This is a genomic window from Pseudoalteromonas sp. SR43-3 (assembly GCF_014163875.1).
Classification (GTDB): Bacteria; Pseudomonadota; Gammaproteobacteria; order Enterobacterales; family Alteromonadaceae; genus Pseudoalteromonas; species Pseudoalteromonas distincta.
Genome location: NZ_JACJEC010000026.1, coordinates 17,364 through 36,057 on the forward strand (window position 1 = coordinate 17,364; position 18,694 = coordinate 36,057).

Sequence of the window (18,694 nt, forward strand, 5' to 3'; positions counted from 1 at the left end):
TTAGTAAATTTGTTAGACGTTAAGTTTTGTAAGTTTGATTAGAATTTAGTTTCGTTAATCATATTTAAATGAGTTAATTCTATATTTATCATTGCATTGAATTATTAATGCGCTAAGTATTTAGATGCGTGTTAAAGTGTCCTGAGTGCAAAGAAAGATGGTCTTTTAATAACTTTGATGGTTGTGTAGTAGTAAACATGATGAAATTTTCGATATTAGTCTGTGATGATTCTGCTGTTGCTCGTAAACAAGTCGTGCGGTGTTTAAATGAGTGTATAGACGCAGATATACAACAAGCTATAAATGGAGCAAACGCCCTCGATCTTTTAAGAGCACAAAACTTTGATTTACTGTGCCTAGACCTCACCATGCCAGAGGTTGATGGTATACAAGTACTTGAAACTATAAAAACAGAAAAAATAGAGTGCTTTGTGTTGGTTATTTCTGCTGATATACAGGAGAAAATGAAGCAACGAGTCGCCCAACTTGGCGCAATTGATTTTATTGATAAACCTATTAATAAATCAAGCTTGAATGAAATATTGCATAAATTTGGCATTCATTAGGTTTTTTCATGTTAAAAAAGGCTGTTTTATCTTTTAATTTAGGGTTGACAGCATAGCCTTTGTTAAGGCAGTCTTAACATATGAAAACAATTAATCGCGTACTGACCATTATTATTACAACCATCATTCTTACTGGATAGTGGCATAGGTCGGTGCAACAAATTTAAAGGCCTGTGTTCACTTAGAACACAGGCCTTTTTTCGTTTTATGGGATGAGGAACATAAACAATGCGAGTTTTAAAATTTGGTGGGTCTTCACTTGCCGATTATGCATGCTTACAACAGGTAGCTCAGTTAGTTAAAGCACAGTTAAAAGATGAAATGTTATTGGTGCTTTCTGCTCCAGGTGGAATGACCGATTCGCTAGTTGCACTTGCAAGTGCTGCAGAGCAAGGCTTAGATTTTTCGCAGCAATGGCAAGCATTAGCGAGTCGTTGTGAGGGCTTAAAAGCTGACGTTGAAAAAAGTGGCGTAGTAGTTACAAGCTGGCCAGACCTAGGCGAGCTTAAAAATAAATTAGATGGCGTGTCGCTTATACAGTGTTGCCCTGATCAAGTTCGCGCATTTGTAATTAGCTTTGGAGAGCGCGTTAGCGTTTCTTTAATGCAGGCTTTATTGAGCTCACAAGATGCAAGGTACTTAGAAGCAACAAGCTGTATTGCTTCAACAGGTGGCTACATTGATGCAGAAGCTGATTTAGTGGCAAGTAAAGCTCGCTTTCAAGCTGTGCTTAAAGAAAGCCCTGCAACTATTTATATTATGCCTGGTTTTACGGCGAGTAATGATAAAGGTGAGCTTACAACGCTTGGCCGTAATGGCTCAGATTACTCAGCAGCTATTGCTGCGGCATGTTTAGAAGCTGAGATTTGCCAAATTTGGACTGACGTTGATGGCGTATATAGCGCTGATCCTCGCTATATTAAAAAAGCCACTAAAGTAGATTTTTTATCTTATAAAGAAGCGATGGAGCTTTCTTACTTTGGTGCAAAAGTACTTCACCCAAAAACAATTTTACCGTGTGCTAAAGCAGGCGTGCCATGTGAAATTAAAAATACGCATAACCCAGACGCACAAGGCTCATTAATTGGTAACGATTATTCATCTGATGAGCCCGTAAAAGCGCTTTCTAGCTTACAAGACCTTGCAATGTTAACTGTTTCAGGCCCAGGCATGAAAGGTAAAGTAGGCATGGCGTCTAAGGTATTTAACGCGCTTGCTCACGATAACGTATCAATTGTATTGATCACGCAATCATCATGTGAATTTAGTATTAGTTTTTGTGTGCACGAAACAGACCTAGCACTTGCACTCGATGCGCTACAAACTGCATTTGAGCTTGAATTACAAGCAGGGCTTATTGAGCCTGTACAAGTACAACGTAATTTAGCCATTGTTACTTTAGTGGGCGACAACATGCGCGCACACCGAGGCTTAGCGGCTAAGTTTTTTGCATCGCTTGCACAAGCGCAAGTAAATATTGTGGCAATTGCACAGGATTCTACAGAAAGTGCTATTTCTGCGGTAATTGATGGTGAGTTATGTAATGACGCTGTAAAAATATGCCATGAAAACTTTTTCACGCATGTGCCGTCAATTGATGTGTTTTTACTAGGTTGTGGCTTAGTAGGGCAAGAGCTTATTAATCAGCTTGAACGTCAGCAAGCTTGGCTTGAAAAGCGTAATATTAAACTTAACTTGTATGGTGTTGCTAACTCTCGTCAATTACACCTTGATAACGAAGGCATCGCTTTTAGTGATTGGCAGCAAAAATTGGCCTCATCTGAGCAAGCATTTGATTTAAAATTAGTAGAGCAATTTGTTAAGCAAAACCACTTAGTGAATCCGGTATTAGTAGATTGTACATCTTCAGATGCACTTGCTGCGCAGTATGTAGACTTTTTAAATGCAGGTTTTCATGTGGTTGCAGCTAATAAAAAAGCGACAACAAGCTCATACACGTATTACCAAGATTTAATAGCTGCTACGCAAAAGAATAATCGTAAATTTTTATACGAAACTAACGTTGGTGCAGGTTTACCAGTAATCGATAACTTGCAGTCATTATTTGGTGCCGGTGATGAGTTACTAGAGTTTAGCGGTATTTTATCAGGCTCACTTTCGTATATGTTTGGCGCACTTCAAGATGGTTTATCACTTTCTGAGGCAACTATTAAAGCCAAAGAAAGCGGTTTTACTGAGCCAGATCCTCGTGATGATTTATCGGGTACCGATGTAGCACGTAAGTTACTGATCATTGCTCGCGAAGCCGGTATGAAGTTGGAACTAAGCGATATTGAAGTTGAGTCAGTATTACCACAAGGTTTTGCACAAGGTGATAGCGTTGATGAGTTTATGGCAAAACTACCAAGCCTAGATGCTGATTTTAATGACCGCATTCAAAGTGCTGCGAGCGAAGGAAAGGTACTTCGTTATGTAGGTACAATTAAAGAAGGTCACTGTAAAGTAGGTATTGAGGCTGTTGATGAAAAGCATGCGCTTAATGTAATTCGCGATGGCGAAAACGCGCTTGCTATTTTAAGCCAATACTACCAGCCACGTCCGTTTGTAATTCGTGGTTATGGTGCCGGCTCTGAAGTAACAGCAGCGGGTGTATTTGCTGATATTTTAAAAACACTATCGCGCTAGGAGCTCGTTATGATTGAAGTATATGCTCCGGCGTCTATTGGTAATTTTGCAGTGGGTTTTGATGCACTTGGCGCAGCGCTTGCGCCAATCGATGGTAGTTTATTAGGCGATGTAGCTGTTGTAAGTGCAGCACCAAGTGACGAATTTATTTGTACTGGCGACTACGCTCACAAGTTACCAAGTGATGCGAATGAAAACTTAGCGTACCAGTGTTTAGTACATTTTAGAGCGCATGTCGCGCCTGATATGCCAAGCGTAAAGCTCGAGCTTAAAAAGAATTTACCAATTGGATCTGGACTTGGTTCTAGTGCATGCTCGGTCGTGGCTACCTTTGCTGCCCTTGATAAGTTTGCACAAACTAACTTAAGTCAGGTTGAGCTTATTGAGCTTATGGCTGACTTTGAAGCTGTAGTGAGCGGTGGTCGTCATTACGACAACATCACGCCATGCTATTTAGGTGGTTTGCAATTAACAGGTGATTTAATCCCTGATAAATCGATTGCACTGCCTGTTGATGAAAATTGGTACTACGTTGCTGCGTTCCCTGGTTTTTCACTCAACACTGCAAAAGCGCGCTCGGTTTTACCAAAAGAGTTGAGCATGCATGCAAGTGTTGAGTTTGCACAGCGTTTGTCGGCATTTAGTAGCTTGCTGTTAACTAATCGTTTTGACGATGCACTGAGCATAATGAAAGATGAAATAGCAGAACCTTACCGCGCACCGCTTATTAAAGGTTTTAGTGAAGCCAAAGCAAGCTTACCAGCGTTGGGCGCTGAAATAGTGAGTATTTCGGGCGCAGGACCCACCTTGTTTAGTGTATGTAAAACACTTGAAGCTGCACAGCAATGCGCGCAGTGGTTAGAGGCAAATTACATTAACGAGCAAGGCTTTTGCCACATTTGTAAATTAGATAACGACGGCACGCGTCAATTAACAGTTTTATAGGATAGGTAGTCATGCAATTACATAATTTAAAAGATAGCTCACAAAAAGTGTCGTTCGTTGAAGCCGTAAAAACAGGTTTGGGTCGTAATCAAGGTGTGTTTTTCCCTGAATCCCTTGCCCCACTGTCCGATGTTGATGCATTGCTTGATATGGACTTTGTTACACGCAGTGGCAAAATATTATCTCACCTAATTGGTGATGAGCTGCCAAGCGAGACTGTGGCACAAATGGTTAAAAATGCATTTAACTTTCCAGTTAAGCTGGTGGAAGTTGAAGAGAATACGTACTGCTTAGAGTTGTTTCATGGTCCTACGCTTGCGTTTAAAGACTTTGGTGGTCGCTTTATGGCTGAGTGTTTAGCGCAATTTAATAAAGATGAAAAAGTAACTATTTTAACCGCAACATCGGGCGATACTGGTGCAGCCGTTGCACATGCTTTTTATAACAAGCCGAATATCGATGTTGTCATCTTATATCCTAAAGGCAAAATTTCACTTGCTCAGCAAAAGCTATTTACTACGTTAGGTAACAATATTCATTGTTATGCAGTTGATGGCAGTTTTGATGATTGCCAAGAGTTGGTTAAAAATGCCTTTTTAGATGAAGAAGTTAAATCAACACTTGGGCTTAATTCTGCTAATTCAATTAATATTAGCCGTTTAGTTGCTCAGGTTTGTTATTACTTTGAGGCCATTGCACAACTACCAAAAGAAAAACGCGCAACAGCGCATATATCAGTGCCAAGTGGCAACTTTGGTAATGTATGTGCTGCAATGATTGGTGCGGTTATTGGCTTACCTGTAGGTAAATTAAGTGCAACAACCAACCAAAATGATACTGTGCCGCGCTTTATGCTTGATAAAACCTGGACGCCAAACACAACACTTGAGTCGCTTTCAAATGCAATGGATGTAAGTAAGCCAAACAACTGGCCGCGTGTGCAAACAATGTTAGATAATAACTGGTTTAGCTACGATAACTTTTATTCAACTAGCGTAAACGAGGAAGACACGCAATCGGTGATGAAAAAAATTCAACAAACGGGTTATGTTGCAGAGCCTCACACTGCTATTGCGTACCAAGGTCTTGTTGAAAATCGAGCGCCTGGTGCAGCGGGTATCTTTTTAGCAACCGCTCATCCTGCTAAGTTTAAAGAAAGCGTAGAGGGTATTTTAAATATTGAATTAGGTATGCCAAAACCACTTAGCGACGCACTAGCAAAACCATGCCTAGCAAGCGATATAAAGGCCGATTACGACGCATTACGTACAGAAATACTTGCTAAACTTGGCTAAGTTAATTAATTCAAAAAGGCGGTTAAGCCGCCTTTTTTTATAACTTTAGGCTATTAAATCTAGTGAGTTGTATTTACTAATTAAATATAAGAAATAGCATTCATTTAAAATCGTTATGGTTTTATAAGAAAATATCATCTTAAAAAGTCTGTGAAATAGTTTCAATCCCTGTTTAAATATCCTCAACTTAAGAGCGTAGGCAAAGAGTCGTTTAAAGCGTACAATAAAGCCTCTAAAAAACACCATACACGTTGCCCTAGGAGACCCCAATGTTAGAACGTAGCATGAATATTTCGGATTTTGATCCAGAGTTATTTGACGCGATAAACAAAGAAACTGCTCGCCAAGAAGAGCACATTGAACTAATCGCTTCAGAAAACTACTGTAGCCCACGCGTACTAGAAGCGCAGGGTTCACAGCTTACAAATAAATACGCAGAAGGTTACCCTGGCAAACGTTATTATGGCGGTTGTGAGCACGTTGATGTTGTTGAGCAATTAGCAATTGACCGTGCTAACGAGTTATTTGGTTCTGACTACGCAAACGTACAACCACATGCTGGTTCGCAAGCTAATGCTGCTGTTTTTCTAGCGCTATTAGAAGCAGGCGACACTGTACTTGGTATGAGCTTAGCTCATGGTGGTCACTTAACTCACGGATCACACGTAAGCTTCTCTGGTAAGCTTTACAATGCAATTCAATACGGACTAGATGAAACAACGGGCGAAATTGATTACGCACAGGTTGAAGCACTAGCACTTGAGCATAAACCAAAAATGATTATTGGTGGTTTCTCAGCGTACTCAGGTATTGTTGATTGGGCTAAATTCCGTGAAATTGCTGACAAAGTAGGTGCTTACCTGTTTGTTGATATGGCTCACGTTGCAGGTTTAATTGCGGCAGGCGTTTATCCAAGCCCAGTTCCTCATGCACATGTTGTAACTACAACTACGCATAAAACACTTGCTGGTCCTCGTGGTGGTTTAATTATCTCTGCATGTGGCGATGAAGCAATCTATAAAAAGCTTAACAGCGCAGTTTTCCCTGGTGGCCAAGGTGGTCCTTTATGTCATGTTATTGCAGCAAAAGCAGTGGCATTTAAAGAAGCGCTTCAACCAGAATTTAAAGTATACCAAACACAAGTTGTTAAAAACGCAAAAGCAATGGTTGCTGTAATGCAAGAGCGCGGCTACAAAATCGTATCTGACAAAACTGAAAACCACTTATTCCTACTCGATTTAATCGATAAAGATATTACTGGTAAAGATGCAGACGCAGCCCTTGGTAACGCTAACATCACAGTTAATAAAAACTCAGTGCCAAACGATCCACGTTCTCCGTTTGTAACATCTGGTTTGCGTATTGGTTCTCCTGCAATCACTCGTCGTGGTTTCAAAGAAGAAGAATCAAAAGAGCTTGCTGGCTGGATTTGTGACGTACTAGATAACATCACTGATGAATCTGTACAGGCGCAAGTTAAAGAAAAAGTAAAAGCAATTTGTGCAAAATTACCTGTTTACGCTTAATTGCATAAGCAGCAGTAATTTAGATCACATAGGCTAGGGGCCTGTTTATCTTTCGAGGTTTAATTTGCAGTAGCATGTTTGGTTTTTAGGCAAGGCAGAGTCTATGTAGTGTGGTTACTCCACACAAATAGGCGATAACGCAGCATAAATGCCAAACATGCACTGCCCTCGGGTTCGTCCTAGGGGCGATTTACTCTTTGTTGCCTACATGGATGTAGGTAAGGGGCGTGAGCAGGACGCGGAAGCTTTGCTCGGTTTTTACTTAGCCCACTAGGTTACAAACCTCGCGCCGCGATTAAATCACCCATAGATAGAACAAATTTAATCCTGAAAGGTCAACAGGCCCTATTTTTTGCTAAGATAAAAGACCGCTATTTAGCGGTCTTTTTTGTTTTAAAACGGAAGTACCAAGCTATGCATTGCCCATTTTGTACCGCAAAAGATACTAAAGTTATTGATTCTCGCCTAGTCGGCGGAGGCCACCAAGTTCGAAGGCGCCGTGAGTGCAACGACTGCCATGAGCGCTTTACTACATTTGAAGGCGCTGAACTGGTTATGCCTCGTGTTATTAAACAAGACGGCAGCCGCGAACCATTTAACGAAGATAAATTATTAAATGGCTTAAATCGCGCACTCGAAAAACGCCCAGTGAGCACAGAGCAAGTAGACGAAGTAGTGAATATAATAAAATCGCAGTTGCGTGCTACAGGCGAGCGAGAAATTTCAAGCCATTTGGTTGGTGAATGCATTATGGAAGCCCTCAAAAAGCTCGATAAAGTAGCGTATGTAAGATTTGCCTCTGTTTATCGCTCGTTTGAAGATATACGCGAATTTGGCGAAGAAATTGCCCGCTTAGGGGAGTAACAATGCAAAGCCAAGTTCCTTTTACTGAACATGATGAAATGTATATGGCACGCGCCATAGAACTTGCCAAAAAAGGCCGGTTTACTACCACACCTAACCCTAATGTTGGCTGTGTTTTAGTTAAAAATAATCAAATAATTGGTGAGGGTTTTCATCAATTAGCAGGTCAAGGCCATGCAGAAGTAAATGCACTGGCTGTCGCTGGAAAAAATGCACAAGGTGCAACGGCTTATGTAACGCTTGAACCGTGTAGTCATTATGGCCGTACGCCACCGTGCGCCGAAGGCTTAAAAGCTGCCGGTGTGGTAAAAGTAATTGCTGCTATGGTTGATACAAATCCACAAGTTGCTGGCAAAGGCCTTAAAATACTGAGCGACGCGGGTATTGACGTTGCTTACGGGTTACTCGAATCACAAGCTCGCGCACTTAACGTTGGCTTTTTTAAGCGTATGGAACAAGGCTTACCTTATGTGATTTGCAAAATGGCAGCGAGTATTGATGGTAAAACGGCGCTTAAAAATGGGCAAAGTAAGTGGATCACAAGTCCTGCTGCTCGACAAGACGTACAATTATACCGAGCGAAAAGCTGCGCTATTTTAACCGGTGCCGATACAGTGCTAGTAGACGATGCTAAACTTAATGTGCGACTAAGTGAGCTGCCTTGCACACTGCCTACTGATTTGCCGCTTCGCCAGCCCGTGCGTGTTATAATTGACTCTCAAAACCGTTTAACACCTGACCTTGCTTTATTTGAAATCCAAAGTGATGTAATAATATTTACGACTAAGGTTGATAAATCATTGCAATGGCCGCATTTTGTAAAGCATATTGAAGTTAGTGAAAGTAACGGTAAAGTTGATTTACAAGCCGTTTTAGAAAAACTTGGGCAACTGCAGTTTAATAATGTTTGGCTTGAAGCTGGCGCAACACTTGCTGGTAAAATGACAGAGCTTAATTTAGTTGACGAGTTTGTTTTTTATTTAGCGCCTAAACTAATGGGCCATGATGCAAAAAGTTTAGTTAATTTTCCTGAATTGACGAGTATGCAGAACACCGTTGATTTAACATTTAATGAATGTGCGCGTATTGGTGACGATTTACGTATCACCGCGTCAAAACTCATTAAAATCACTTAATAAAAAGAGTAGTGCTATGTTTACTGGGATAATAGAAGCCACAGGCAAAATTGCTTTATTACAAAAAAAACAAGGCGACTTAGCCATTCGTATCCAAAGTGCTGATCTTGATATGACAGACGTAAAGTTAGGTGACAGCATTGCAACTAATGGTGTTTGCTTAACTGTAGTTGATAAACATATTGATGGTTTTAGTGCGGATTTATCTAATGAGACGATTAGTTTGACCGGTTTTGCTCACTATGCTTTAGGACAAACGGTGAATCTTGAAAAAGCCATGCAACCTGTTTCTCGTTTAGGCGGTCATTTAGTGTCTGGCCATGTTGATGGTATCGCAACAATTACAAGTATTACAGCAAACGCCAGAGCAACAGAATATTGGCTTACAACTGACGAAAATTTAATGAAATACATTCCTTACAAAGGTTCGGTATGTATTGATGGTATAAGCCTGACAGTAAACGCTGTAGAGGGTAATAAATTCAAATTAACAATTGTCCCACACACGAGTGAGCAAACCACAATTGCTCATTTTAAAGTAGGTACCCAAGTTAATTTAGAAGTCGATCAAATTGCACGTTATTTAGAGCGCCTTATAAAGGGTGCAGAGCAACCAACGGGCTCTGATATTTCGATGAGCTTACTCGCTAAAGCGGGTTTTATTAAATAACGAAACTGACAACTTACACGAGCAAATTTATGAATTTACACAGTGCGCAAGAAATCATCGACGATATTAAAGCCGGTAAAATGGTTATTTTAATGGATGATGAAGATAGAGAAAATGAAGGCGATTTAATAATAGCTGCTGAGCATATTAGCGCAGAAGCGATTAATTTCATGGCTACCCATGGCCGTGGTTTAATTTGTTTAACCATGACGCAAGAGCGTTGCGAGCAACTTGATTTACCGTTAATGGTTAAAAACAATGGTGCAGCATTTTCGACTAACTTTACAATGTCGATAGAAGCATCAAAAGGTGTTACAACCGGTATTTCAGCAGCAGATAGAGCGCGTACAGTGCAAGCGGCTATAGCTAAAGGCGCAGTCCCAAGTGATATTGTTCAGCCTGGACATATTTTTCCTATTATGGCGCAACCTGGTGGCGTATTAACTCGCGCAGGACACACTGAAGCTGGCTGTGATTTAGCGCGTTTAGCTGGACTTGAAGCATCATCTGTTATTGTTGAAATACTTAATGCTGACGGCACTATGGCACGTCGCCCTGATTTAGAAGTTTTTGCGAAAGAGCACGATATTAAAATTGGCACCATTGCTGATTTAATCGAATACCGCAACTTAAACGAAACAACAATTGAGCAAGTAGCAAAATGTAAGTTACCAACTGTTCATGGTGAATTTGATTTAGTTACTTACAAAGACACAATTGACGGCCAATTACATTACGTATTGCTCAAAGGCGATATAAAAGATCAAGAGCCGACAAATGTACGTGTACATTTGCAAAGTACCTTTAACGATATTCTACTTTCAGACAGAAGTGCTGACCGTAGCTGGGGCCTTTCTGAAGCAATGGCTTATATCGCTAAAAATGAAGGTGCTTTAGTTATTTTAGGTAAGCAAGAAAGCACTGAAGAGTTAGAGGCAACTGTGAAAGCATTTGCAGCAGCTGATGCTGGCGAAAGCGTTACGCCACGTAAATTCAAAGGTACATCTCGTACTGTTGGCGTAGGTTCGCAAATACTTGCCGATCTTGGAATTAAACAAATGCGATTAATGAGTCGCCCTAAAAAGTACCATGCACTTTCGGGCTTTCATTTAGAAGTTGTTGATTACGTTGAGCCACAATAAGCATCACGCTTAAACTAGGCTATTATTTTATTTTTATGGTATGATGCGCAGCAATTTTTGCGCAATCGCAACCGCTTGAACTTATTTTTAGGGTTATCAAATGAAAATTATTGAAGGTAATAAGTACGCTCCAGGCAAAAAATTTGCCATTGTCATTTCTCGTTTTAATGACTTTATTGGTAGCAGCCTCCTTGCAGGTGCTGTTGATGAGCTAAAACGCACAGGTGGCGTATCAGATGACGACATTACCGTTATTTATGTGCCAGGCGCGGTAGAATTACCTTTAGCGGCTAAACGCGTTGCGGCAAAAAAAGAGTATGATGCAATCATCGCATTAGGCGTAGTGATCAGAGGTGGTACACCACACTTTGACCTAGTTGCTGGCGAATCAAACAAAGGTCTTGCGCAAGTATCACTTGAGTATGATATCCCGGTTGCATTTGGCGTATTAACCACAGAAAGCATTGAACAAGCAATTGAGCGTGCTGGCACCAAAATGGGCAATAAAGGCGGCGAAGCTGCTTTAGGCGCGCTTGAAATGGTTAATGTGTTAGATAAAATTTAAGTTTAAGGAATTTTTGTGAAACCAGCAGCAAGACGTAAAGCACGTATCTTAGCACTCCAAGCCGTTTATTCTTGGCAAATAAGTGGCAATTTAATTGCCGATATCGAACAACAAATGTTGATCGAAACAGACGTTACTAAAATTGATGTTGAATACTTTAAAGATCTAGCGACGGGTGTTGCTGTAAATTACAAGCAACTAGACGAAGCTGTATCACCACATTTAACACGTCCGTTTGATGACTTAGATATGGTTGAGCGTGCAATTTTACGTTTAAGCAGCTATGAGCTTAAGTTCCGTGAAGACGTACCTTATAAAGTTGCTATTAACGAAGGTATTGAGCTGGCCAAAATTTTTGGCGCTGAAGACAGCCATAAATTTGTAAACGGTGTACTTGATAAAGCTGTTAAGCATTTACGCAAGTAAGTAAACCGTTAAAGAGGGGAGCCGGCATAGGCCGGCTTTTTTGTGTATGAAGGAATTTGAATTAATTAACCGCTACTTTAAAGGTCGCGGTATCACCCGTCGTGATGTAAACCTAGGTATAGGGGATGATTGCGCTTTAGTAACCGTTCCACAAAACTGCCAACTTGCCGTTACAACAGACACTCTTGTTGCTGGCGTACACTTTTTTGATGATATTTCCCCTCGTGCATTAGGTCACAGAGCGCTTGCTGTTAATTTAAGTGATTTAGCGGCCATGGGCGCTGAGCCGACTTGGGTTTCAGTTGCGTTAACTTTGCCAAGTATTGACCCACAGTGGATTGAAGAGTTTACTGATGGCATGCATGAAATTGCTGAATATTTTAATGTGCAGATTATAGGAGGCGATACAACTCAGGGCCCACTAACCATCACTATTTGTGCGAAAGGGACTGTACCCGAAGGTACTGCACTTCGTCGTAGTGGCGCAAAAGTGGGTGATTGGATTTATGTTACGGGTCCGCTAGGTGACGCTGGACTTGCAATTGAGTCTCGCAAACAAGGTATAAGTATTGAGCCAGAGCATTTAAAGTACGTAAATAAACGCTTTGACTTTCCAACCCCACGTGTTGCTGCAGGGCAGGTATTACGAGGCCTTGCATCATCGGCTATCGATGTGTCGGACGGCTTAATCGCTGATTTAAGTCATATACTCGATATGTCACAAGTAAGTGCAGTGGTGAATATTGAAAGTATTCCAACTTCAGATGCGATGCAAGCAAGCCTTGATTTTAATCAGCAGCTGCCATTTATTCTCAGTTACGGTGATGATTACGAATTAATTTTTACGGTCCCTGATAGCAATAAAAGTATGTTAGAAATAAAGCTACGCCAGTATGGTGTAGATGCAACATGCATTGGCCAAGTTAAAAGTGGCGATGGCCAAATTGAGCTTTTACACAACGGTGAAAAGTTTGATTTTGAACCGCAGGGTTTTGAGCACTTTGCAAAGGAGCTGGTTTGAACAATAACCGCAAGTTTAATTTAAAGCGTCCACATCAGTTTTTTGGTCTGGGCTTTGGGACTGGGCTTGCCCCTAAAGCGCCCGGTACATTTGGTACGTTTGCTGCCTTGCCATTCATTTTTATGACCATGTATTATCCGTTATGGCTGCAAATTGTATTTGCCGTTGTGATCAGTATATTTGGTATATGGGCGTGCGGTAAAACGGCTGATGATTTAGGCGTGCACGATCATCCTGCTATTGTATGGGATGAAGTGGCGGGTTATTACATCACTATGATTGGCGCAGCACTTAGCTGGCAAACATTACTCGTAGGTTTTTTGTTATTTCGCTTTTTTGATATAGCAAAACCCGGCCCAATCCGTATGCTAGACAAACGAGTACATGGCGGTTTAGGTATAATGGCCGACGATATACTTGCGGGTATTTTTTCGCTTATATGTTTACAAGCGTTAATAAAAGTGGGTTTACTGCCCTTTTAATTTTTATATTTGATTTGTTTAACTAGGTGGCAGCAATATGATGCGATTTTTACTGGTTTGTGTACTTATGTTGTGCGCGACGCCAAGTTGGGCTTCAATTACTGATTACGTAGTTAAGCAATGGAATATAAAAGATGGCCTACCGTCGCAATCACTTAAAAGTGTTGTGCAAGATCAGCAAGGCTATATGTGGCTTGGTACGCAATTTGGTTTAAGCCGTTTTGATGGTACAACATTTACAAATTATAACACGCAAAATAGTCCATTCTTGCCTAGTAATGGTGTTAATAAGCTTTTAGTCGATTCTAGTGGTTTGCTATGGGTAGGCACTAAAAGTGGCTTGGTAGTTATTAACCCAGCCACATTTGCAGCACAAGAATTTAATATTAAAGGTCCAGTAAGGGATATTCTTGAGGACTCTAAAGGTAGCATATGGATTGCGGCCAACGGCTTATACTATGTAGATAGAGGGCAAGTTGATTTACGCACTGAAGTAAATGGTCCTCTACCTATTGTTAATGCTACTGTGATCACACAAATAGTTGGCTCTGTTAGCCAAATGGCACTCTCTCCTGAAGGCATTTGGCTGGTTAATGATCGTCATTTATTACGCCTTACAAAAAACTCATCAGATTTTTCTAAACTACGTTTAGAGCTTACCGCAAAAATATCTTTACCAGAGCGCTTAGCGCAAACCATAGTGCACGATTTATCATTTTTAAATGGTAATTTGTATATAGCTTCTGAGCTAGGTGCATACTTTTTAGATTTAGATGACGAGCTAAGACCTTTTCCTCTACCTAATGCAAATAACTCAGCCGTTTATAAGTTTATGAGTGATACCGATGGTGGCTTGTGGGTTTCGACCTATGGACGCTTATTATTCAGAGATAAAACCGGTGAGTGGCAATGGGTAGAGCCTAGCCAACTCGATCAAAGTATATGGTTTGCTGATATTTTTAGAGATGATAAAAATAACGTTTGGTTAGCAAGCTTTAGTGAAGGCTTGTGGCTTGCTCATGAAGGGCGAGTCGAAAGGCATTCAGCAGTTTCAAATATGACCGAATCTGTTATGGCTATTAGCCAAGCACCCGATGGTAAACTGTGGGTTGCGAATAAAAGCGGCATTGGTTATTTCGATTTAGATAAAAGTTTTATTAATTTAGTCCCAAGTAGTAAATATGGATACGCATCAGTACACGATCTACAATTTGATGGTGAGCGATTATATATAGCCACAGGGCGCGGCTTATTTGTTTTTGAAAACAAGACACTTTACACCGTCCCTGGTCGAGCACTTCGCGATAATCCGGTATTTGCAATAAGTCGCTCTAGTAAAGGCGGCTTTTGGATTGGTACCGGACGCGGTTTATATCGATTAAATTATGCTGGTTTAACGCCTTTTGCCTATAACGCTTTTTTAGGTAGTAAGTTTATTACCTACGTATTAGATAAAACAAACTTTGGTGTGATTGGTACTAGTAAGGGCGCATATTACTTTACAGACCGTGGCATTGAAAAAATTGGCGACCAAACAACACTTGAAAGCGCATACGTAACTAGCGTGCTACATATAGATGGCGTGGGTATTTTAATAGGCTCTCTTAACGATGGGCTTTTTTACAGAAGTACGCAAGGGCAATGGCGTCAGCTCGATGCGGCTAATGGTTTACCGTATGGTTCTATATTTAGCCTAGAATATGATGAAAAGTTAAAGCATGTTTGGGTAAGCACCATGAAAGGTGTTTACAGAATGCCTGTAGAGCAATTTAAAACAGAAATAAAAAGCTTAAAAGTTGAAGAAGTAATTTCATCTTTTGACCGTCAACTTGATGGTAAAGCGAATCAATGTTGTAGTGGACTTGGGCATGATGCGGTAGCAGACACCGGAAATTCTATTTGGTACCCAAGCTTACAAGGTGTTGTTGAAATACCTAAAAATGTAGAGCTATTTGGTGTGCTTGCATTAAAGCCAACAATAGAGACAATAACAACGCCACTTCGTCATTTAACTACCGCTGCGCTTGGTAAAAAACCATCATTAGAAACAGACGAGCGTGATATAACGCTAACTTACACAGCTATTGATTACTATGCACCAAACAGCATTGAATTTAGATATAAACTAAGTGGCTTAGATAGTGACTGGCGCTATGCAAATACGCGACGTGAAGCTATTTATACTAACTTGCCTCCTGGCTCGTTTTTGTTTCAATTAGAAGCTAAGCGCCAAGGTGAAGACTGGGCTAAAGCGCAAGATGTAGAATACGGTTTTGTAGTGCCTGAGCGCTTTGACGAAACAATTTACTTTAGGCTTTTAATTACCAGTGGTTTTATTTTGCTTTTTTATCTCATTTTTTGGGTGTTTAGAGCACAAGAGCGCAGAAAACAAGAAGCATTAGAGGGCTTAATCACTGAGCGTACCTTAGAGCTTCGCCAAGCTAATGATAAATTAGGCCAAGTGAATTCACAGCTTAAATTAGTGAGTCACTCAGATGAGCTAACAGGGCTACGTAGTCGCCGCTTTTTGTTTGATCAACTCCCTAAAGATATTGAGCACTTTCAACGTAATTCACAGTCGCTGCAGGCACAAGGTAAGTCACTGGTGCTGGTAATTATTAACTTTGATAACTTCAGCCGTATTAACGATGCGTATGGCCCAATTGCAGGTGATAGCTGCTTACAGCAAATGGCTGCATTGTTAAATTCGCGTACGCAGGGCTCTGACTATGTGGCACGTTGGAGTGGTGATGAGTTTTTATTATTATTACGTGACTTTAAATGCAATAAAATAGATAGCTATGCCTCAGAACTTTGTAAAGTAATAGCGGCTAATTCGTTCCAATTACCAAATGGAAAAACAACTAATATCACGGCATCAATTGGTTGGTCATTTTATCCATTACCTTTACTAGGCGGACAGGTAATTAGCTGGGAAACCTCTATTAACTTAGCAGATATAGCACTGCATCAAGTTAAAAAGCGCGGTGGTGATGGTGTGGCTAATATTACGTTTGATGATCAGCTCGATGCATTTGAGTTTGAACAAAACTCTAATGTTGATCAGCAATTAGGTATTTTACAAAGTAATGGCTTGGCAGATATAAAAGTGTGGATGCGATAATGCCCGACCAAGGTTATTGGTCAGGCATGGTGAGGTTAACTCTATTTGTTAAGCCAAGCTGGTAATATTGCAATCGACTCAGGGGCTGTAAATGCCGTACTGGTATCGGCGCTTATATCACCGCCTGCACTGCTTAAAATATTATTAAATCGCATAACCACATTATTTGACTTCTCAGCTACGTATAAATCTGTTCCGGTATACATAATATCAACAGGGTTACCCAGTAGGGTATTTGGACCGCTAATAGTGGTACTTATGTTTACCAAGCCCGATGCAGTTGCTACGTTATTCAATACGTATATTTTGCCATCGTCAGCAACTGCTGCGCTACCAACATCAGAGAGTATTAGCGAGCCACTTAGCGAGTCGAAGTCGATGCCGTGCATGTTGCTTGGTGCTGCTACTGCTGTACCTGCATTTGCTGGCGTTATAAGCCTATCCTCAACTGCAATATTAGTACTACCAGCCATTAGTTTGCTTTTAACTTCGTCAAATACAGCAACGGTTCCATTTGTTAGTGCTACAAAAGCTCGATCAGTGTTTGCATCGTAATCAACATCCCAAGGGCGAGCATCGTTTGCAAACGTAAGCGTCATTAATGGGCTTGCATCCCCTGTGGTGCAAGTTGAAAATATTGAAATGCTTGGAGTATCTGCATTATTTTCTGCAACTAAAATCATACCGCTATCAGAAGCCACATCAAGACCTTTAGGAGATATAAGGCCTGTATTCGAACCAGTAATAATGCTGTCTTGGTTAGTATTATAAGTTTGCCCATCTCTGTTTATTGCCACTTTATTTGAAATAACAATACCGCCAATTGAGGTTGTACTGTTATCGAACGTTGTATAACTATTACCCGCTTTATCAAAAGTTACACTTTCGATAGTTTGACTTGCATTATAGTTGCCAATTTCTGTGTTAAGTTGTGAACTTAATCGACTAATTTGCCCAGTTGTTTCACCTGCAGTGCCCGGATTACTACTTACAGCAACACCTAGCAGCGCCATATTAGCGGTATCACTATCTGAAATATCAGCCATCTCATTTTGTATACCCAGTTTAGTAATTGACTCAGGTTTAATTGTTGAGGTAACTAAATCAGGAGTGATATCGCCGCTCTCACCTGAAAATATATTGCTGAACACAAGAACAGCATCATTTGATTTTTCAGCTACACGTAAGTCACTACCTTCAAGGCTAATATCAACTGGGTTACCAAGCATTGTTGCTGGACCGGCAATACTTCGTGCAACGCTTACTAAGCCCTCTGCAGTTGAAGCATTATTAATTACAAATAACGAACCATCGGTTGCGTCTGAGGCACTGCCTACATCAGACAAAACAAGTTTATTAGTATTTGAGTCATAAACAATGCCGTGAATATTTACAGATATTTGCGTGCCATCATTATTACTTGGAGTAATTGTGCGGCTTGGCATTGCGGCAAATTCACCACCAACAAAATTATCATAAACGGCTACATCACCATTTGTTAGTGCTACATAAAGGCGGTCGTTAGATTCATCATAATCAACATCCCACGGCGCCGCTTCTGTAATAGTTGTGCCTAAAGGCGCTGCATCGCCCGCGGCTGTAGCGCCAAAAGTCGTTACTTGCATAGCGCCAAAGTCAGCAATAAAAACAAGGCCACTCTTTTGTGCTACAGCTATTCCTTTAGGGTTTACCAGTGTTGTGTTAGTACCTGTTATTTCGCGATCTGTATTAGCTGTATAGGTTGCGCCGTCACTACGATTTGCAAGCTGGCAAATAGTTTTAATACTGCCATTTTCGCTGTCGCTTGCTTGCAATAAATTACCTAAGCTATCAAATGCAACGCCTTCGTTAGCTGTTGTATTAAAGGTTTTTAGTTTAGAGGCATTTTGGTTAATTAAATCGATAGTGCCTGTATTGCTCTCGCCATTGTTTGCCAAAATTAATGTGGCTGATGCAAAACCAGGGTTGCCATTTGTACCGTCGGTACCGTTTTGTCCATCGGTGCCTGCAATACCATCTACGCCGTTTTCACCATCGTCTGAGCTACAGCCTGTAATGCCGATTAATACTGCAAGTGTTAAAGCTGAAAAACTAAGCGTGTGTTTAAGTGTGTTTTTTTGTGTTGAATGAGTTGTTAAATTAGCTTTATTCATCATTTTTACCTTTTAAATATTCCATCAAATGTAGGTAAATAACGCGCTTGCTCATAAGGCATAGACTAAGCGGCACTGATTATTTACATGTTAACCTCATATCAATAACGGCTATAAAATGAAACTGGATGCA

Annotated in this window: 15 protein-coding genes; 14 read left to right on the forward strand and 1 reads right to left on the reverse strand. The window is 40.7% G+C overall.

The genetic code is table 11. The features are described 5' to 3' along the window. Positions 1-197 precede the first annotated feature (197 nt). From H5088_RS18705 to H5088_RS18770, 14 genes are all read left to right on the forward strand, one after another. Positions 198-566 carry a response regulator gene (locus H5088_RS18705; protein ID WP_024596295.1) on the forward strand — a complete coding sequence of 123 codons (369 nt, stop codon included), beginning with the start codon at positions 198-200 and terminating at the stop codon, positions 564-566. Between the two features lie 228 nt (positions 567-794). Beyond that, the gene (gene thrA, locus H5088_RS18710) at positions 795-3,212 is read left to right on the forward strand and encodes a bifunctional aspartate kinase/homoserine dehydrogenase I (RefSeq protein ID WP_182754126.1); all 2,418 of its coding nucleotides are present in this window, start codon (positions 795-797) and stop codon (positions 3,210-3,212) included. A gap of 9 nt (positions 3,213-3,221) precedes the next feature. Continuing rightward, complete coding sequence (gene thrB, locus H5088_RS18715; RefSeq protein WP_039490420.1) at positions 3,222-4,157, forward strand: homoserine kinase; 936 nt, start codon at positions 3,222-3,224, stop codon at positions 4,155-4,157. Between the two features lie 11 nt (positions 4,158-4,168). Further along, entirely contained in the window at positions 4,169-5,452 is a 1,284-nt protein-coding gene (gene thrC, locus H5088_RS18720) for a threonine synthase (protein WP_182754129.1), read from the forward strand. A gap of 269 nt (positions 5,453-5,721) precedes the next feature. Then, positions 5,722-6,978, forward strand: a complete 1,257-nt coding sequence (gene glyA / locus H5088_RS18725) for a serine hydroxymethyltransferase (protein ID WP_002961763.1) — start codon at positions 5,722-5,724, stop codon at positions 6,976-6,978. Between the two features lie 414 nt (positions 6,979-7,392). After that, entirely contained in the window at positions 7,393-7,842 is a 450-nt protein-coding gene (gene nrdR / locus H5088_RS18730; protein ID WP_002961761.1) for a transcriptional regulator NrdR, read from the forward strand. A 2-nt stretch (positions 7,843-7,844) separates the two neighbouring features. Then, the gene (ribD, locus tag H5088_RS18735) at positions 7,845-8,978 is read left to right on the forward strand and encodes a bifunctional diaminohydroxyphosphoribosylaminopyrimidine deaminase/5-amino-6-(5-phosphoribosylamino)uracil reductase RibD (protein ID WP_024596292.1); all 1,134 of its coding nucleotides are present in this window, start codon (positions 7,845-7,847) and stop codon (positions 8,976-8,978) included. A 16-nt stretch (positions 8,979-8,994) separates the two neighbouring features. Further along, on the forward strand, positions 8,995-9,648 hold the full coding sequence (locus H5088_RS18740) for a riboflavin synthase (protein ID WP_002961757.1): 654 nt from the start codon (positions 8,995-8,997) through the stop codon (positions 9,646-9,648). A gap of 29 nt (positions 9,649-9,677) precedes the next feature. Beyond that, positions 9,678-10,790, forward strand: a complete 1,113-nt coding sequence (ribBA, locus tag H5088_RS18745) for a bifunctional 3,4-dihydroxy-2-butanone-4-phosphate synthase/GTP cyclohydrolase II (RefSeq protein WP_024603846.1) — start codon at positions 9,678-9,680, stop codon at positions 10,788-10,790. Positions 10,791-10,890: 100 nt separating this feature from the next. Next, the gene (gene ribE / locus H5088_RS18750) at positions 10,891-11,355 is read left to right on the forward strand and encodes a 6,7-dimethyl-8-ribityllumazine synthase (protein ID WP_002961753.1); all 465 of its coding nucleotides are present in this window, start codon (positions 10,891-10,893) and stop codon (positions 11,353-11,355) included. 15 nt (positions 11,356-11,370) lie between these two features. Beyond that, entirely contained in the window at positions 11,371-11,781 is a 411-nt protein-coding gene (gene nusB, locus H5088_RS18755; protein ID WP_002961751.1) for a transcription antitermination factor NusB, read from the forward strand. A 46-nt stretch (positions 11,782-11,827) separates the two neighbouring features. After that, entirely contained in the window at positions 11,828-12,802 is a 975-nt protein-coding gene (thiL, locus tag H5088_RS18760; protein ID WP_024596289.1) for a thiamine-phosphate kinase, read from the forward strand. After that, positions 12,799-13,284 (forward strand): phosphatidylglycerophosphatase A, encoded by a 486-nt coding sequence (locus tag H5088_RS18765; RefSeq protein WP_024596288.1) that lies wholly within the window; start codon positions 12,799-12,801, stop codon positions 13,282-13,284. The genes thiL and H5088_RS18765 overlap by 4 nt, the downstream gene beginning before the upstream one ends. Positions 13,285-13,321: 37 nt before the next feature. Beyond that, on the forward strand, positions 13,322-16,408 hold the full coding sequence (locus H5088_RS18770) for a ligand-binding sensor domain-containing diguanylate cyclase (RefSeq protein WP_002961745.1): 3,087 nt from the start codon (positions 13,322-13,324) through the stop codon (positions 16,406-16,408). Positions 16,409-16,449: 41 nt separating this feature from the next. Here H5088_RS18770 and H5088_RS18775 read toward each other — a convergent pair whose 3' ends face one another. Next, positions 16,450-18,561 (reverse strand): hypothetical protein, encoded by a 2,112-nt coding sequence (locus tag H5088_RS18775; protein WP_182754135.1) that lies wholly within the window; start codon positions 18,559-18,561, stop codon positions 16,450-16,452. Between the last annotated feature and the right edge of the window lie 133 nt (positions 18,562-18,694).

Bases quoted from the DNA above. Each gene is read 5' to 3' on its own strand.
- ribE (WP_002961753.1), top strand. From the start codon at position 10,891: ATGAAAATTATTGAAGGTAATAAGTACGCTCCAGGCAAAAAATTTGCC.
- H5088_RS18740 (WP_002961757.1), top strand. From the start codon at position 8,995: ATGTTTACTGGGATAATAGAAGCCACAGGCAAAATTGCTTTATTACAA.
- thrC (WP_182754129.1), top strand. From the start codon at position 4,169: ATGCAATTACATAATTTAAAAGATAGCTCACAAAAAGTGTCGTTCGTT.
- thiL (WP_024596289.1), top strand. From the start codon at position 11,828: ATGAAGGAATTTGAATTAATTAACCGCTACTTTAAAGGTCGCGGTATC.
- ribBA (WP_024603846.1), top strand. From the start codon at position 9,678: ATGAATTTACACAGTGCGCAAGAAATCATCGACGATATTAAAGCCGGT.
- nrdR (WP_002961761.1), top strand. From the start codon at position 7,393: ATGCATTGCCCATTTTGTACCGCAAAAGATACTAAAGTTATTGATTCT.
- thrB (WP_039490420.1), top strand. From the start codon at position 3,222: ATGATTGAAGTATATGCTCCGGCGTCTATTGGTAATTTTGCAGTGGGT.
- H5088_RS18775 (WP_182754135.1), bottom strand. From the start codon at position 18,561: ATGAATAAAGCTAATTTAACAACTCATTCAACACAAAAAAACACACTT.
- H5088_RS18705 (WP_024596295.1), top strand. From the start codon at position 198: ATGATGAAATTTTCGATATTAGTCTGTGATGATTCTGCTGTTGCTCGT.
- glyA (WP_002961763.1), top strand. From the start codon at position 5,722: ATGTTAGAACGTAGCATGAATATTTCGGATTTTGATCCAGAGTTATTT.
- H5088_RS18770 (WP_002961745.1), top strand. From the start codon at position 13,322: ATGATGCGATTTTTACTGGTTTGTGTACTTATGTTGTGCGCGACGCCA.
- ribD (WP_024596292.1), top strand. From the start codon at position 7,845: ATGCAAAGCCAAGTTCCTTTTACTGAACATGATGAAATGTATATGGCA.
- thrA (WP_182754126.1), top strand. From the start codon at position 795: ATGCGAGTTTTAAAATTTGGTGGGTCTTCACTTGCCGATTATGCATGC.